Source organism: Coleofasciculus sp. H7-2 (assembly GCF_042747725.1).
Classification (GTDB): Bacteria; Cyanobacteriota; Cyanobacteriia; order Cyanobacteriales; family FACHB-T130; genus FACHB-T130.
The window spans coordinates 50,761-66,553 of record NZ_JBHZGO010000040.1; the positions used below are offsets into that span (position 1 = coordinate 50,761).

Below are 15,793 nucleotides of genomic sequence, written 5' to 3' on the forward strand. Positions count from 1 at the left end.
ATTGACCAGCGCCTATGGTCTATGTCAAGCGAGTGGAACTCAGTAACTTCAAATCCTTCGGCGGCACCACCTCAATTCCGTTGCTGCCGGGGTTTACCGTGGTTTCTGGCCCCAATGGTTCGGGGAAGTCGAATATCCTTGATGCGCTGCTGTTTTGCCTCGGACTCGCCAGTTCCAAGGGAATGCGGGCGGAACGCTTGCCAGATTTGGTGAATCACAACCAAACCCATCGCGGCACGGTGGAAGCTAGCGTTACGGTGACGTTTGATTTGTCGGATGTACCGGATGCCTTCTCAGAGGAGGAGGAAACGCAGAATGGGCAAGGAGGAAATCTTGACGATCCCCCCCAGCCCCCTCTTAAAAATGGGGATGACGATCCCCCCCTACCCCCCCTTAAAAAGGGAGGGAGAAATGATAACTCAGAATGGAGTGTGACGCGGAAGCTGCGAGTCACTCAGCAAGGCACGTACACGTCGAATTACTACATCAACGGCGCATCCTGCAACCTCACGGAACTTCACGAACAAATGAACCGCCTGCGGATTTATCCAGAAGGCTACAACGTGGTGCTGCAAGGGGATGTCACCGGGATTATTTCTATGAACCCGCGAGAACGGCGGGAAATTATTGATGAATTGGCTGGAGTGGCGACGTTCGATCGGAAAATTGTGCAGGCGAAGGAGACGCTAGATTCAGTTAAGGAACGGGAAGATAGCTGTCGCATTGTGGAGGCGGAACTGGTTGCCCAACGCGATCGCTTATCTCAAGATCGCATCAAAGCTGAAAAATACCAAAAGCTTCGGGCAGAACTTCAGCAGAAAGAACAGTGGGAAGCTGTGCTGAAATGGCGAAGTCTTCAACAACAAGAGCAACGCCTCAAGGAGCAAATCGCAGCAGGCGATCGCACTTCCGTTGAGTTAACCACCCAACTGACTGCCCTCAACGCTCAAATCCAGCAAACAACGGCAGAACTTGACCAACTGAATGCCCGTGTGAAAGCTTTGGGGGAAGAAGAACTCCTAGCTTTGCAATCGGTGCTTGCGACTCAGGAAGCGGAACGGCGTGCGTCTCAACGCCAGCAGCGCGAGTTAGAAACAGCGGCTCAGAATACTACAGCGAGTATAGAACAAGAGGAGCGAAGTTTTCAACAACACCAGCAAACGCTGCAACATCTGAGTGAGGAGAACGATGTAGAGACGCGATCGCTCGCCTCTCTACGCGCCGCACGGGATGAAGCGCAGCAAGTTTTAGAGCAGAGACGGGAAGCCGCCAGCGCGATCGCAGCCGCCTCGGAAGCTTGGGTACAGCAACAAACGCTCTTCAACCGCCAAATCGAAACTTTACTGCAAACCGTTGAACCGCAACGGACAGAGCAAGCGCAACTGAGAGAACGTTATGCCAACTTGGGGCGGCAAATTGAGGAGCAAAGCCAGCTTTTACAAACAATTGAGCCAGATAATACCACAAAACAGTCTCGATTGGCTGATTTTGAAATACAACTCAATGATTATGCCCAAGAAATCGCATCCTTAGAGCAATCTCTGGCAGCCGCCGAACACGAACTGCAAATCCAGCAAGAGACTCAGAAGCGACTGCTGCAAGAGCAACGGGACAAACAGCGCCAACTGGATAAACTCGAAGCTCAAGCCCAAGCCGAGCAAGAAGCGCAAGGCACCTTCGCCACCAAAGTGATTCTGCAATCTGGATTACCCGGCGTTTGCGGCTTAGTTGCCCAGCTAGGGCGCGTGGAACCCCGCTATCAGCTGGCACTGGAAACCGCTGCTGGTGGGCGTCTGGGAAATCTGGTGGTAGAAGATGATGGCGTGGCAGCGGCAGGAATCGAACTGCTGAAACAAAAACGGGCAGGGCGGATCACCTTCTTACCCCTGAATAAAATTCAGCCGCCGCGATTTTCCCAAACCGTAGCCCTGAGTTATGCCAATGGATTTATTGACTATGCGGTGAATTTGATTGACTGTGAGGCTCGGTATCGGGATATCTTCGCCTACGTCTTCGGCAGCACCGTTATCTTTGAAACGCTCAATGATGCGCGTCGTCACTTGGGGCAGCATCGGATCGTCACCCTGGATGGGGAACTGTTGGAAAGCAGCGGTGCGATGACGGGTGGCAGTAGCAATCAACGTTCCGGGCTGCATTTTGGGACGGCTGACGCGGCAGAATCAGCGGAAGCAGCAGCGTTAAGAAATCGCTTGCAAGAGATTGAGCGAATTTTAGAGCGTTGTGGTGAGATTATCAATTCTCTGACCGCAAAAGCAAAGCATCTGAGTCAAGAATTGACGGAGGCGAAGGCGAAACGGCGGGAACAAGAACTGCAATGCGAACAGTTGCACAAAGAAATTAAGAATTTAATTGCCCAAGCGGAACAAGCGCGATCGCTTCTTTCTAAAAATACCCAAGAATTTAACACCGCTGAGTCTCGCTTAGCCTCTCTCGATGCCGAATTACCGGCGCAGGAAGCACAACTGCAACAATTGCGGCAAGCTTTAGCAGAATTAGAACAATCCCAAACTTCTAGCGAATGGCAACAAATTCAGGCGACGATTAAAACCGGCGAACAACAGCTGCAAGAACGGGAAAAAGCGCTTCGTGTTGCCGAGCAAAGATTAAAAGATTTGGAAAATCAGCAACAGCGATCGCAAGAAAAAATCCAAGAATCTCAACAGCGCTTGCAAGAGTATCGCACACAACAGATAGAGCAACAAAATCAGTTAACAGCACTCAGCACTCAGCACTTAGCACTCAGCACTCAAATTGCCCAAACGCAAGCTGCATTAAAACAGCAAGAAGAGAGATTAGGGGAAATTAAACAACAACGCGATCGCTCAGAACAAGAACTGCGATCGCGTCATCTTTCCCAACAGCAGCTGGAATGGCAACTGCAAAAACTCCAAGAAACCCAACAACAGCACCGGGAAGCCTTAGCCACCGTGCAACCGCAGCTAGAAGCACAACAGGCGGAATTACCCGATCCGGTACCAGAAGTGCCAATGCTTGTCAATCCTGGTTCTACTGAGACAGAAGCGATCGCCTTTGACTCGTTAACGGCTCAACTCGAACAATTGCAAAAAGAAATGCGCGCGATCGCCAAACGCCTGCAAGCAATGGAACCCGTCAATATGCTGGCGTTAGAAGAATACGAACGTACCACCACACGATTGGAGGAACTCACTCAGAAAGTAGCAACATTAGAAGCAGAACGCACCGAATTGTTATTGCGAATTGAAAATTTCACCACCCTCCGAAGCCGCGCCTTCCAAGAAGCCTTCGACGCAGTCAATCAAAACTTTCAGTCAATATTTGCCGAACTTTCCGATGGCGATGGTTACTTACAACTCGACGATTCTGAAGATCCTTTCGCCGGAGGTTTAAACCTCGTTGCACACCCCAAAGGCAAACCCGTACAGCGGCTTGCTTCCATGTCCGGCGGCGAAAAATCCCTCACCGCCCTGAGTTTCATCTTTGCCCTGCAACACTACCGTCCCTCGCCATTCTATGCTTTTGATGAAGTCGATATGTTTTTGGATGGGGCAAACGTAGAGCGATTAGCTAGAATGATTAAACAACAAGCGATGCAGGCGCAGTTTATTGTTGTGAGTCTCCGACGCCCTATGATTGAGTCATCTGAACGCACGATCGGCGTCACTCAGGCGCGAGGAGCTTACACCCAAGTTTTGGGACTAAAATTGCAGTCTCAAAAAGAGTCTGTATGATTTGAATTAGTATGAGTAACTAATAGGATTCGAGATCGGGATTCGGCCTCCAATGACATCTGAACAAATCCGTCAACGCTCCGACATTTTAAATACCCAAGTCATCACCCGCGACACTGGTAAGCGCGTGGGTGTTGTCAAGGAGCTATTGGTAGACATCGATCAGCGCAAGGTTGTAGCGCTCGGTTTGCGAGACAACCTGCTCTCGATTGCTGGAATGCCCCGGTATATGCTCCTCAATAGCATCCGTCAGATGGGCGATGTGATCTTGGTTGAAGATGACAATGTTATTGAAGATATCGACATTGATGCCTACAGCACCCTGATCAACAGCGAAGTGATTACGGAAACGGGCGAACTTCTAGGGAGAGTCCGGAGTTTCAAGTTCGATCCTGACAGTGGCAAAGTTTACTCATTGATCGTGGCATCTTTGGGGCTACCGCAAATTCCCGACCAGGTGATTAGCACCTATGAGCTGCCGATTGAGGAAATTGTCAGCAGTGGTCCGAATAGATTAATTGTATTTGAAGGCTCCGAAGAGCGTCTGGTTCAGCTAACGGTGGGCGTTTTGGAGCGTCTGGGCATTGGCAGAGCGCCTTGGGATCGGGAAGATGAGGAAGCTTACTTCCAGCCGACGGTGGCATCGGACAAGCAGCTGGGAACTGGCATCCCCGTTCGCACCCCGACAGTAACGCCAATTCGCACTTCTACCCCTGTCGTTGAAAACCGCTGGGATGAGGACGAGTGGGACGAACCAGAACCAGAGCCAATTCGCAAGCGCCAAGCCGAATCCATTTATTACGAAGAAGACGACGAAGAGGATAACTGGAGCGAGGCGACAACCGAAACGCGGGGCGTTCGCTATGAAGATCGACCTGATGCGGAATCTGAGCCATACGACGACGAGGAGTACGAAGAAGACGAATACGAAGAGAAAGATGTTTGGGACGATGCCGAGGAGCCAGAGCCTTACAAAGCACCCCGCCTAAACATTCCTGAAAAAACCAAAGCGCCAGAGTACGAAGACGGCACCTATTAAGTTTAACCCCACCCCTCCCCCTACCCGTTCACGGGGAGGAGTTCAATCTTCCCCCCTCTCGGTTTACGGAGAGGGGTTGGGGGTGAGGTTCCGAGTTGTATGCACTCAAGTGAAAACCGCCATAGATCGCATCCGTCCCACCGATGCTTCTAAGACAAGAAGCATCGGGTGGGATTTTACATTGGGGAAAATTGCACATCGCCTCAAAATGTCTCCCAGCGTCTTCACTTTCCTCGCCGCCAGACAAGCCAAGCGATTCCCAGTCCGAGAATTACGAACAAAGCGATCATCGCGCTAGCGGATTTGAAGCTGTTTGCGCTAGCCGAAGCTAAGCTATTGGCAGGAACTTGCTCCTGACTAGATGGCTGGCTAGATTGACTGGCTTTTGGTACCGCCGTCCCTGCTGCCACAGTAACAGGAAATTTCAGCTCAAACGGCTGGAAATTCGCTCCCGATGCGGGTGTTCCACTGAGTTGTAGCTGATAAGTCCCCGGCTTGGGGAAGACAATCTCGGCACCCGGAATGCCTTGATAGCTTTCTGTTGAAATGCCTTTGAGCGGGGGTGAAAAGACGGGTGAGGCGTTTGGGGTGCGGGGTTCAGAGTAGACGGTTAACTGGCAATTACACTGCTGCAAGGGGATGACTTGACCCCCTTGGCGAGTGAGTGCAAACCAGGTAAGAGAAGCTTCTCCAGCTTTGGGGTTGTCATTGGGTTCGATGTGCAGGGTGCCGCCCACATCTTCGGCAATCTGCACCTTATGGGCAGCAGCGGGTGTAACCAGTAGTGTCAGGAATAACACCGTTTCACCGATTGTCTGCAACAAATACCCGCGATTCCCCCAACCCTTCTGATTAAGATACGGTTGGTCAATTTGTAAGGAGTTTGACCCCTCCCTAACTCCTCCTCGACTGTGTAGAGACGCGATTAATCGCGTCTCTACGTTTTCTCCCTTCCCTGCGAGGGGATCTACCGTGTACACACATCTTTGGTTAAGTGGCAAAACGTTGATCGATCCCCCTAAATCCCCCTTAAAAAAGGGGACTTTGACTTGATTTCCCCCCTTTTTTCTAGCGTTAGCGAAGCCATGCGCTAACGCGCTATAGCGGCGCGTTAGCGCGGGGGTTGGGGGGATCAAAACGGGACTGGCAAGTTCAAAAAGACTTGTGTGTACACCGTAGGCGAGGGAAGGGGATTGCGGGATTAGGTTTTTAAAATCCGCCAACGGTATCTTATCCACGGGGGATCTTCTGAGACTTTTACCGAGACTGGGGAGGAGGGACATATAATTTTTCAAGTGAAAACAGTGACCAAATCCAGCGAACTCGCACCAGTAATACACCCAACGCCACCATTCCCACTAGCACAACAGCAAGCTGATTCGCCCAAGTCCCCTCTAAAGTACCGAGGTAATGGGAACCGATTAGCACCGCATGAATCACACACAGGAGAAACGCTGGAATGCCCAGCAGATGAAGCTGTCGCCAGCGTTTGCCTAAAGATTTCTGTATCCGGTCAAAACTGGTGATTGCCGCTGGAGTCATTAATGCCAATGCGATCGCTCCCGCGCCCATCCCCCATTGATGCACCGGCAACATAAAAAACACCGCGTTGAAATTCCAGTTCAGCGTATGCTCTACCATATGTAAGGTGTGGGCAAGGGACAACACATAAGCTCCCACTCCCAAGGCGCGGCGGTAATGTAACAATTGTGACCAGAAGCGGCTAATCGGGCGGGCAATCAGCGCCAGCATCAAACAAAGTAACGCCGCGTGTCCCGTGTAATCTACCATTGTGTCGCCGGTTCGCATCAGGGTGAGGATGCCAATGGTCAGCGTTACCCAACCGCCCAACCGAAACAACTGGCTGCGTTTGTCAGCACTTAATTTAGATGCCGACACTCCGACGCCCAGCATCATCGGCAGCGTTCCCAGCCCAAAAGCGAGCATAGTTGCTGCCCCCATCCAGAGATTGCCAGTTTCCGCTGCCTTGAGTTGAGCCGCATACAAGAATCCGCAGGGAATTAAACCCCAAACCAGCCCTAATAAAGCCGGTGTTAAGGAGGGGCGATCGCTTGCGGATGCCATTCTTGGCGGCGGCTGGCTCGATTTCAGCGACAACTTGACCATTGCGGCGCTCAGACGATTGTGCCAGATGCCTTCCTTGAGGGGATGTAAAATCGGGAACCGAGGCAAGAAATCTGGTTTAATCTGCGCCAAGCCAAACCAGATCAGCATCAGTCCGGTGAAAATAGCGATCGCGCGTCGCAAGTCACTCCCGATCCCCGCCAGCTGCCCTCCGGCAATTAATAGAGAACCCAGCGCCCCCAGTCCAACACCCGTCAGGGTATAACTGACGATCCGCCCCAAATTTAATAGCCCGTGAAAATATAGTTGTTGCTGCCAGCTAGGGGCGGTATTTTGCTGATGGGAAAGGGAAAACGCTACGGTGAGAGGGCCACACATTCCCACACAGTGACCAAAACTCCCCAAAAATCCCAGAGCCATAACTAGCAACAAATCCAACATTGTGTTTGTTTATTAGAAACCTCGAAGAGCGGCTGGTTCGGTCGAAAGCTGGAATCGACCCAACTCCCTCAGTCGTTATTCTAGGTCTGGAAGGGGGACGGCGATAAACAAACCGTAATTTTAGGTAGAAACATGAGGAAATGGATAGTCTCGGTGTTAGCACTGGTAGCGATCGCCGTCGTCGTCAGCAGCCATGAATTCTTCCAGCAGCGATCGCAGCCAGTCATCGAAAGCCGGGTAGAAAGCACTCCAGCACCTCCAGTCCAGCATTTCGACGTGGCAGTGGCGTCTGAGAAACCCGTCAACGCCCCGAATGTAGACGGAAAGCGGCTGATGGCGCACGTCAAAGCATTAAACTTTCAGCGCTACACCAAGACAGAACGCGATCGCACCCGCAAATATCTCACCCAATCTCTCAAAAAATTGGGTTGGTCGCCCAAATTACAACCCTTCGAGGGCGGCGTCAACGTCGTTGCGACTCGCCAAGGCACCGACAAGAAAGCAGGCACCGTTCTCATCGCAGCCCATTACGACACCGTTCTCGGTTCTCCTGGTGCCGATGACAATGCCAGCGGCGTTGCCGTAATTCTGGAAATGGCTCGTCTTTTCGGTTCCCGCCCCACTCCCCGGACGTTACAATTGGCATTCTTTGACCAAGAGGAATTGGGACTCCGGGGCAGTCTTGCCTTTGCAGCAAAGCAGACGAATTTAGATAACCTGCGCGGCGTCATCGTCATGGATATGGTGGGCTATGCTTGCTACACCCCCGGCTGCCAGAAACTTCCCTCTGGTTTGCCCATCACTCCACCCACCGATAAAGGCGACTTTCTGGCGGTCGTCGGCGACACAGAACACTTGCCACTGCTAGACGCTTTTAAAAAGTCCGCTCAACCCGGCTTACCTGCCGTTCTCACCCTACCCGTACCTTTAAAAGGCATCATGACCCCCGATGTGTTGCGTAGCGATCATGCGCCGTTCTGGTATCGGGGAGTGGGTGCAGTACTGTTGACCGATACGGCGAATCTGCGTACCCCTCACTACCATCAGCCCAGCGATACGCCCACCACTCTGGATCGACCGTTCTTTCAAGGAGTCGCCCAGATCGTTGCGATCGCCACAACTCAACTGTTGGAGAGCGATCGCCTGGAATCCGATCCATCCACCTCCTCACAATCATCTGGCTACAATTTTCGGCAATAACTGGCAATTTTGTCCAAGATTATTGACATTCTTTTCATCTTGTGCTAAAGATGGATGCTTTAACAAACTCGTCAGTGATACTCTAGAGAAATCCCCGGCTTTTTCCCTAGTTTTTCACTTTTAAGTGAAGCTCTTAATGAGAATTCTGCTAGTGGAAGACGAGCAATACCTTGCTAAAACCCTGAAACAAGCGCTTGTTGACCAAAATTATGTAGTTGATTTTGCCCCCGATAGTCAAACAGGATGGGAGCGATCGCAAATTTTTCCCTACGACTTGATTATCTTAAATTTGTCCTTGCTGAAGTTGGACAATATCAGCTTTTGTCAACAGATGCGGCGCATGGGCGATCGCACACCTATCCTAATTGTGACGACCCAGGATAGCGTTGCTAAGAAGGTAATGGTACTAGATGCAGGCGCAGATGATTATGTCGTTTACCCCTTTGACCTGCAAGAGTTATTAGCTCGCATCCGTGTTTTACTGCGCCGAAGCACTATAACCGTGCCGCCTGTACTTGAATGGGAAAGCTTGTGCTGTAATACGGCTACCTGTGAAGTCACCTATGCCGGTTATCTTCTGCCGCTGACTGCAAAAGAGTATCGCTTACTAGAGTTGTTAGTGCGAAATGGTTGCCGTGTGTGGAGTCGGAGTGCTATTCTCGATCGCCTTTGGTCGGCTGAAGAAATCCCTCAAGAAGAAACAATTAAGACCCATATCAAGCGTTTACGGCAGAAATTGCAAGCCCTCGGTGCCCCGACTGATTTGATTGAAACGGTTTACGGTTTGGGCTATCGCCTGAAACAGTACTCTCAAGTTTAAGCAGCGCTAAGCGAAGCGATGGCGATCGCAAACCGGATGGAGAAGTCTAGCGGCGATCGCGTAAATTACACAATTACCCAAGATTTTCACTTTTTGGGTCTAACGTCAAAAAGTAGGTCTATGCGATCGCGGCGATTGAGGTCTACAAATTTCTAGATAACCCAATTTCTACTTAGCTAGTGTAGCTTCGTTTTACACCGGAGACAGATGAATTCTCTCAATATTAACGATGCCGATAGCTCTCTCAATCAATCAAAAGATAGCGTAAGACAACAAAAAGCACAGAAAACAAGCCAAAAAAACCGACTTATAAGGCAAAAAAACCAGGAAGCTCAACAAAAAGCTCTAATCAGACAAGAAAAACTCCTAAAAACCCAACAAGATAGCCTAATCAAACTCAGACAAGAGCGAGAAAAACTGACAAAGCTATTAGCTTCTACCAAGACATTAATGTACTCAGAGGGTTCGGCTTTGCAGTCGGTGTTGAAGTGGGGAGACTTGCGCTTCAATCCGGCTACCTTTGAAGCCACCTATGCCGCTCAACCTCTAGATTTGACCGCCAAAGAGTGTGGCTTACTAGAACTGTTCCTGCAAAAGGGTCGCTGCATATTGAGGCGAGATGAGATTCTCAAACGCCTTTGGCAGCCTGAAGAGACACCTCAAGAAGAGACAGTCAAGGCTCACATTAAGCATTTACGGCGGAAACTGCAAGCATCAGGCGCTCCCGCTGATTTGATTGAAACCGTTTATGGCGTAGGTTATCGCCTCCAATAGGATCCTCTGTCATTAAGAATTGTTACGTTAATTAAATTGAACTTTACTTCTTCCCGACTTCTTCACTTTTGGGTGTTATTTTACAGAAATAGAGTTTGAACATCCAACTTTACTTCTTCCCATTTTTTTCACCTTTTCGTTTTAACTTGCCCAAAAGAGCTTCAATAGGAAATAAATATGTCTTTTTGTCCTTGCTGTTCTCACTCCTTAGTCCGCCATATTGGTTTGGGGAAAGTTTACTGGTTTTGTAGTCATTGCTACCAGGAAATGCCAAATCTAAAAACTCTTGCAAAAGTTAAGTCAGGGTTACAACTACGACAGATAGAAAGAAGTTACTGTAACCAACGTTAAGCGAACAATCTCCAACTAAAAAAGCATCTGCTATGCTGCTTCTTCATCTATCTAATTAGTTAATTTTCGGAGATTATTCAAAGCAGTTTATTCAGGACAACAAATTCTGTTGAAAAATTCAATATGAGTCAAAACAAAGAGATTTATCTGCTTAACGAAGCTACTTTAGATACTCTTACAAGCTATTGGCGGAGGAAGTGTCTACAGGAAGAAGACGTAAATAAATATGGGTTTCTAGTATCAATGAGAGATTCCTTTAAAATGGCTTCAGAATGTCCTCAAGGGACGCCATATCGAGATAAATGGTTTTGGATGCTGTATGAATTTATGCAGGACGAATACAACAAAATGACTGTTGCTCAGTTTAATCTTGATGTAAAACAATCACCTACCCACTTAAGCCAAGACTTGACCCGACAGACCTCTCCCTCAACGTCTCTCCTGGGAAGAAATGACTGCAACAGCAAATTATAAATAACAGCCGAAGGTTGTAAATTTTAGAGCCAATTCTGCTTCGATTTTCAACTAAAAAGTGAATGTTGTTGTGGTTTTTGAGGAGCTTTTTTTTGGTGCAACTTATAAGTGGGTTAAGGATTATGGATGTTGATGAACTTCTCAAGCAATATGCAGCCGGGAAGAGGAATTTTCATCGAGCCAAGTTGATCGGGGCAAACCTAAAAGGAGTTAACCTGCGTGCAGCAGATTTGAGTGAGGCAAACCTGATTGCGGCAAATTTAATGGGGGCGAATTTATGTGAGGCAAACTTAACTGACGCCAACCTAACTTTGGCAGATTTGAGTCGGGCACATTTGAATCAAGCAAATCTCTGTAATGCCAATTTAAGGGGGACGAAACTAAATCGAGCCAACTTGACTGGAGCAAATTTGCTGGGAGCTATTCTAATTGGAGTAGACTTGAATGGCGCAAATTTGGCTGGGGCAAAAATGCCTGATGAGAAAATTTTTAACCGATTAACTGACAACTTAATCAATCAACGGGCTATCAACAAAATTGATAGGAGTTCCCAGACCAAGCAATATTCATTAATCCTCAGCCTTACAAAAACAGATAGTTATGACTCAGATACTTGATTCTTTACCTTCCAATTGTTCTGATAGAATTCTCTGCTGTTATATTAATTCCACCAGAAAAATTCAGATTGCTCGGATTGCGAATATCCCAAATTGGTACTTTGAACGGGTTGTTTTTCCAAAAGAACGCCTTTTGTTTGAAGCGCTGCCTTATGCTCAGCTACAAATTCATACGAGTATGATAGTCAGTGCAATTCTATCGGATACAATCCCTTGCTATCAGCTAGATGTTAAAGAATTGACGGCTCAACTTGTTTAATTGCTACAGTAACTCAAGGCAAAGTTGGCGGAAATGGTCGCCCCGTTGCTCAAAGTTTTGGTATTGATCAAAACTGGCACAGGCAGGAGAAAGTAAGACAACTTTAGCATGATGAGCTTGAGCTAATTCAGCCGCTCTGGGGACAGCCTTCTCCATCGTTTGCACACTTTCGTAACTGGAATAGCCAACGTGTTGCAGTCGCTTGGCAAAGGCAGATGCGGCGTCACCGATGAGTAATACGGCGGTGGCTTTGGCTTGAATCGTCTCTAGCCAACTGGTGTCATCACCCGCTTTGGCTTCACCACCAGCAATTAAAATCGCGGGACTGTTGACGGAAGCTAATCCGACTTGGGCGGCGTCGTAGTTTGTGGCTTTGCTGTCGTTGATGAAGTCGATTCCTGCTAGCGTGCGGATGTGTTCCAGGCGATGGGGAACGCCGGGGAAATTAGCGATCGCTTCTTGGATCGCCTCTTTCTCAATTCCCGCCAGTCTCGCCGCCGCTACCGCCATCAGCAGATTTTGCAGATTGTGTTCTCCCACCATCCGCAACGCCGATGCTTGCACAATCTTTTCACCTGGTAGAGATGCCAAATTTGGCGTCTCTACAACCCAACCGTCTTCGATGTAGAAACCTTTTTCACGAATCAGATCGGCTTTACCTTTCACACTTGTCCAGTAAGCATTGGGAAAGCGATCGCGTGCAGTTTTTCGCAGTTCCAGATCGTCTCCATTCAACACTTGCTGCTGAGACTGACTCAGTAGCTGTGCCTTAATGTTGTAGTAGTTTTCTAGGGTTTTATGACGGCTGAGGTGATCTGGTGTGAAGGTTGTCCAAACCCCTATTTTGGGTGCAACTGTAGCAGAAGACTCGATTTGATAGCTGCTGAGTTCGGCAATTACCCAATCTGGAGGCTTTGCCAACGCTAGCTCACCAGCAGCATAGCCGATATTGCCGCAGGCGGGAGCATGGAAACCAGCCGCTTGAAAAATCGCCGCAACTAAAGCTGTCGTAGTAGTTTTGCCGTTAGTGCCAGTAATGCCTACCCAAGGACAAGATTGGAGATGTCGCCAAGCCAGTTCTATTTCTCCAATTGTCTCTATACCCAGCTTCCTCGCTTCTCCTAATATCGGCGCATCCCAAGGAACGCCGGGACTGACGACAATCAGCTGGGGCAAATCGGAACCGTTGAGTTCCAAGGAATAGCCCAACTTCACGGTAATTCCCTCATTGGCAAGCTGTTGTTGATCTTGGCGGAGATTTTCGGACGAGTTGCGATCGCTAATCGTCACCTCCCAACCTTCCCGTTTTAACAACCGTGCAGCGGCAATTCCCGATTTTCCCAAACCGATAATATGAGCGATGGGCATAGACTAAATAGCAGTGCAAAGTCCCTAGTTTAGCAATCCTGTATCATACCGCGATCGCGGTATTTAAAAACTCATTTCCCTCCTTCCTGATTCTTCCTTCGCACTCTATAGCGCTAAGTAGATGGGTCTAATATTTGTAGGATGGGTAGAGCATAAGCGTAGGCGCGTTCATGCCGTAAGGCTTTAGCCTTCTCGAAGAGTAACCCATCAAACCCATTTTAGTGTTGGGTTTCGTTCCTCAACCCAACCTACCTCTTTCTTACTAACTCTTCACAATTGCCCCAAAATCTGCTAAAACCCGCGCATGATTCCGCAATAACCCCAATATATTCAAACGATTGCGCTTGATATTGGGATCGGCATCCATTACCAAAACACTTTCAGCACCATCAAAGAAACTGCTAACAGTAGGAGCAATATGCGCCAAACCATCCACTAATAGCTGGTAATTTCGCTGTTCTTGAGATGCTTGAGTTTGTGGAACTATCTGCACTAAAGCATCATAAAAAGCTTGTTCTGATGCTTTCTGGAATAGTTCTGGACGCACCACCGCCTCTGGGTTCAACTGGGCTTTATCTAAATCGCCTTGTGCTGCTAAGCGAGTCGAACGGTTGACAGTTTCGTAGATTTCATTCAGCTTGCCATTATTGCGAATTGTTTGGAGGAATAAAGCGCGATCGCGTACATCCAATAAATCTTTTAACGCTCGTTCTGTATACTCCGGATCGTTTTCTCCCAGAACTGCATTCACCAAGTCATAATCAGTATTTCGCTCATCTTGTAGGAGATTGCGGATGCGTTGCAAGAAGAATTCCTGCAATTGCCGCACTAATTCCTCCGCTTTTGTCTTGGGATATTTGGCAACAAAATCAGCCACGATTTTTTGCAACAATTGATACAAATTAATCGGTAAATCTGCTGCCCAAGTGATATTAATCGCTGCATTCGCCGCACGGCGTAAAGCAAAGGGATCGGAAGAACCTGTCGGCAGCATTCCCAACCCAAAGATACTTACCAAAGTATCCAACCTATCCGCCAAAGCGACAACTTGCCCCGCTATAGTTTGGGGTAAAGAATCCCCGGCACCTCGCGGCAAATAATGCTCAAAAATTGCAGTTGCCACAGCCTCCGATTCGCCACTTGCCAAGGCATATTTCTGTCCCATGATGCCTTGCAATTCGGGGAATTCTCCCACCATTTGAGTCACGAGATCCGCTTTACATAGTAAAGTAGCTCGTTCGATGTTGTTCCTTTCATCCACTCCTAATTGCAGTTGCTCAGTAATGTGACCAGCAATTTTAACCAGTCGTTCTACTTTTTCACGAACTGACCCTAAAGCTTCTTGAAAGGTTACTTTTTCCAGTTGGGGTAAATAGTTTTCTAAAGATTGGGACAAGTCAGCTTTGTAGAAATACTGACCATCCGCTAATCGTGCCCGAATTACCCGTGCGTTTCCTTCAGCGATGATGTCTGACTTAGCCGGATCGCCATTAGAAATTGTGATAAAATACGGAAGTAATTCTTGGGATTGTTCAGCTTTAAAAACTGGAAAATAACGCTGGTGAGTTACCATAACCGTAGTAATCACCTCAGTAGGGAGGCTCAAGAATTCGGAATCAAATTTCCCGACAACTGCTGTAGGAAATTCCACTAAATGAGTGACTTCTTGCAACAAATCCGGGTAGATTTCGGTGTAACCACCCATTTGTTGAGCCGCAGCCTGGACTTGTTCTTGAATTTTGATTTGACGCGATTCTGGATTTACTTCCACCGAAGCAGAACGCAGACAATTGACATAATCATCTGCCTGAGAAATCGTCACAGTTTCGGGATGCAAAACCCGATGAGCGCGGGTAATGCGATCGCTCTTAATCGTCTCGGAACCATTGACTAACTCAATTGGCAGTACGGCATCATTTAATAAAGCCACCAACCACTCAATCGGTCGCGGAAACTTGATTTCCCCATCGCCCCAGCGCATCAACCGCTTGCCTTCTAATCCAAAAATCCACTGGGAAACCAACTGGGTGAGAATTTCAGCAGTTGGGCGTCCGGGGATGGTTTGCCGGACAAAGACAAAATCGCCTTTATCGGTGGGGCGAATTTCTAAAGCGTTGAGTTCCACACCCAGCTTCCGCGCAAACCCCTCTGCCGCTTTCGTTGGTTGTCCATCTTTAAACGCCGCCTGCGCGGGTGGTCCTTTGACTTCTTCTTCTCGATCCGGTTGCTGAGTGGGCAACCCTTTAATCAGCACTGCGAGGCGTCTAGGTGTGCCATAAACTTCAATCGCCTCGTGAGCCAAGCTATTTTCAGCGAGACTGGCAGGAATGCGCTTGAGCCATTGCGCGATCGCATCATTCACAAAACTTGCAGGTAATTCTTCTGTACCGAGTTCTAATAAGAATGTACTCATAGGACACTGTCTTTAACTATCAGGGGCTGGCTGTTACCAGCTAGTTTAAACAGTTTACCGCGCTGCGAATCTAGGGCACGCTCCATCTAAAACAATGTCGAGTAGGGGCACGGCAATCGAAAAGCCCCTACAGGTAATCAAGGATAGGAGGCGATCGCTTTCTCAGTACCCAGATAAACTGACCTCTCCCCTAACCTCTTTCGTTAATCCAAGATTAATGC

Annotated in this window: 12 protein-coding genes and 1 pseudogene; 8 read left to right on the top strand and 5 right to left on the bottom strand. The window is 48.5% G+C overall.

Going from position 1 to position 15,793, the window contains the following annotated elements; translation table 11 throughout:
- The first annotated feature begins 14 nt into the window (after nt 1-14).
- The gene (smc, locus tag ACFW2W_RS10055) at nt 15-3,731 is read left to right on the top strand and encodes a chromosome segregation protein SMC (RefSeq protein ID WP_378176825.1); all 3,717 of its coding nucleotides are present in this window, start codon (nt 15-17) and stop codon (nt 3,729-3,731) included.
- Between the two features lie 52 nt (nt 3,732-3,783).
- Nucleotides 3,784-4,770: a PRC-barrel domain-containing protein gene (locus tag ACFW2W_RS10060; protein ID WP_378176827.1), complete on the top strand. Its 987-nt coding sequence runs from the start codon at nt 3,784-3,786 to the stop codon at nt 4,768-4,770.
- A gap of 224 nt (nt 4,771-4,994) precedes the next feature.
- Here the strand turns inward: ACFW2W_RS10060 and ACFW2W_RS10065 are convergent, their stop codons facing one another.
- Together ACFW2W_RS10065 and ACFW2W_RS10070 are read right to left on the bottom strand one after the other, a co-directional pair.
- Nucleotides 4,995-5,750 (bottom strand): hypothetical protein, encoded by a 756-nt coding sequence (locus ACFW2W_RS10065; RefSeq protein WP_378176829.1) that lies wholly within the window; start codon nt 5,748-5,750, stop codon nt 4,995-4,997.
- A 277-nt stretch (nt 5,751-6,027) separates the two neighbouring features.
- Complete coding sequence (locus ACFW2W_RS10070; RefSeq protein ID WP_378176831.1) at nt 6,028-7,296, bottom strand: sulfite exporter TauE/SafE family protein; 1,269 nt, start codon at nt 7,294-7,296, stop codon at nt 6,028-6,030.
- 132 nt (nt 7,297-7,428) lie between these two features.
- Between ACFW2W_RS10070 and ACFW2W_RS10075 the strand changes: the two genes are divergently transcribed.
- From ACFW2W_RS10075 to ACFW2W_RS10085, 3 genes are all read left to right on the top strand, one after another.
- A complete protein-coding gene (locus ACFW2W_RS10075; protein WP_378176833.1) occupies nt 7,429-8,496 on the top strand; it encodes a M28 family peptidase in 1,068 nt (355 codons plus the stop codon).
- Between the two features lie 136 nt (nt 8,497-8,632).
- Entirely contained in the window at nt 8,633-9,316 is a 684-nt protein-coding gene (locus ACFW2W_RS10080) for a response regulator transcription factor (protein WP_378176835.1), read from the top strand.
- Between the two features lie 207 nt (nt 9,317-9,523).
- The gene (locus ACFW2W_RS10085; protein ID WP_378176837.1) at nt 9,524-10,090 is read left to right on the top strand and encodes a winged helix-turn-helix domain-containing protein; all 567 of its coding nucleotides are present in this window, start codon (nt 9,524-9,526) and stop codon (nt 10,088-10,090) included.
- Nucleotides 10,091-10,199: 109 nt separating this feature from the next.
- On the opposite strand, the gene ACFW2W_RS10090 is transcribed toward ACFW2W_RS10085, so the two are convergent.
- Complete coding sequence (locus ACFW2W_RS10090; RefSeq protein ID WP_378176839.1) at nt 10,200-10,382, bottom strand: hypothetical protein; 183 nt, start codon at nt 10,380-10,382, stop codon at nt 10,200-10,202.
- Between the two features lie 182 nt (nt 10,383-10,564).
- Between ACFW2W_RS10090 and ACFW2W_RS10095 the strand changes: the two genes are divergently transcribed.
- The 3 genes and pseudogenes from ACFW2W_RS10095 to ACFW2W_RS10105 form a co-directional block, all read left to right on the top strand.
- Complete coding sequence (locus ACFW2W_RS10095; RefSeq protein ID WP_378176841.1) at nt 10,565-10,915, top strand: hypothetical protein; 351 nt, start codon at nt 10,565-10,567, stop codon at nt 10,913-10,915.
- 95 nt (nt 10,916-11,010) lie between these two features.
- Nucleotides 11,011-11,532, top strand: coding sequence for a pentapeptide repeat-containing protein (locus ACFW2W_RS10100; protein WP_378177188.1), 522 nt, complete (start codon nt 11,011-11,013; stop codon nt 11,530-11,532).
- Nucleotides 11,516-11,770, top strand: a pseudogene (locus ACFW2W_RS10105) (DUF1830 domain-containing protein); the annotation flags it as partial. The gene ACFW2W_RS10100 and the pseudogene ACFW2W_RS10105, both read left to right, overlap by 17 nt.
- 24 nt (nt 11,771-11,794) lie before the next feature.
- Here ACFW2W_RS10105 and murD read toward each other — a convergent pair.
- Both murD and glyS read right to left on the bottom strand, forming a co-directional pair.
- Nucleotides 11,795-13,159 (bottom strand): UDP-N-acetylmuramoyl-L-alanine--D-glutamate ligase, encoded by a 1,365-nt coding sequence (gene murD / locus ACFW2W_RS10110; protein WP_378176843.1) that lies wholly within the window; start codon nt 13,157-13,159, stop codon nt 11,795-11,797.
- Between the two features lie 262 nt (nt 13,160-13,421).
- On the bottom strand, nt 13,422-15,572 hold the full coding sequence (gene glyS, locus ACFW2W_RS10115) for a glycine--tRNA ligase subunit beta (RefSeq protein WP_378176845.1): 2,151 nt from the start codon (nt 15,570-15,572) through the stop codon (nt 13,422-13,424).
- Nucleotides 15,573-15,793 lie beyond the last annotated feature (221 nt).

Excerpts from the sequence above, each read along its gene's own strand:
- ACFW2W_RS10085 (WP_378176837.1), top strand. The coding sequence starts at position 9,524 with ATGAATTCTCTCAATATTAACGATGCCGATAGCTCTCTCAATCAATCA.
- ACFW2W_RS10060 (WP_378176827.1), top strand. The coding sequence starts at position 3,784 with ATGACATCTGAACAAATCCGTCAACGCTCCGACATTTTAAATACCCAA.
- ACFW2W_RS10075 (WP_378176833.1), top strand. The coding sequence starts at position 7,429 with ATGAGGAAATGGATAGTCTCGGTGTTAGCACTGGTAGCGATCGCCGTC.
- ACFW2W_RS10070 (WP_378176831.1), bottom strand. The coding sequence starts at position 7,296 with ATGTTGGATTTGTTGCTAGTTATGGCTCTGGGATTTTTGGGGAGTTTT.
- glyS (WP_378176845.1), bottom strand. The coding sequence starts at position 15,572 with ATGAGTACATTCTTATTAGAACTCGGTACAGAAGAATTACCTGCAAGT.
- ACFW2W_RS10095 (WP_378176841.1), top strand. The coding sequence starts at position 10,565 with ATGAGTCAAAACAAAGAGATTTATCTGCTTAACGAAGCTACTTTAGAT.
- smc (WP_378176825.1), top strand. The coding sequence starts at position 15 with ATGGTCTATGTCAAGCGAGTGGAACTCAGTAACTTCAAATCCTTCGGC.
- ACFW2W_RS10080 (WP_378176835.1), top strand. The coding sequence starts at position 8,633 with ATGAGAATTCTGCTAGTGGAAGACGAGCAATACCTTGCTAAAACCCTG.
- murD (WP_378176843.1), bottom strand. The coding sequence starts at position 13,159 with ATGCCCATCGCTCATATTATCGGTTTGGGAAAATCGGGAATTGCCGCT.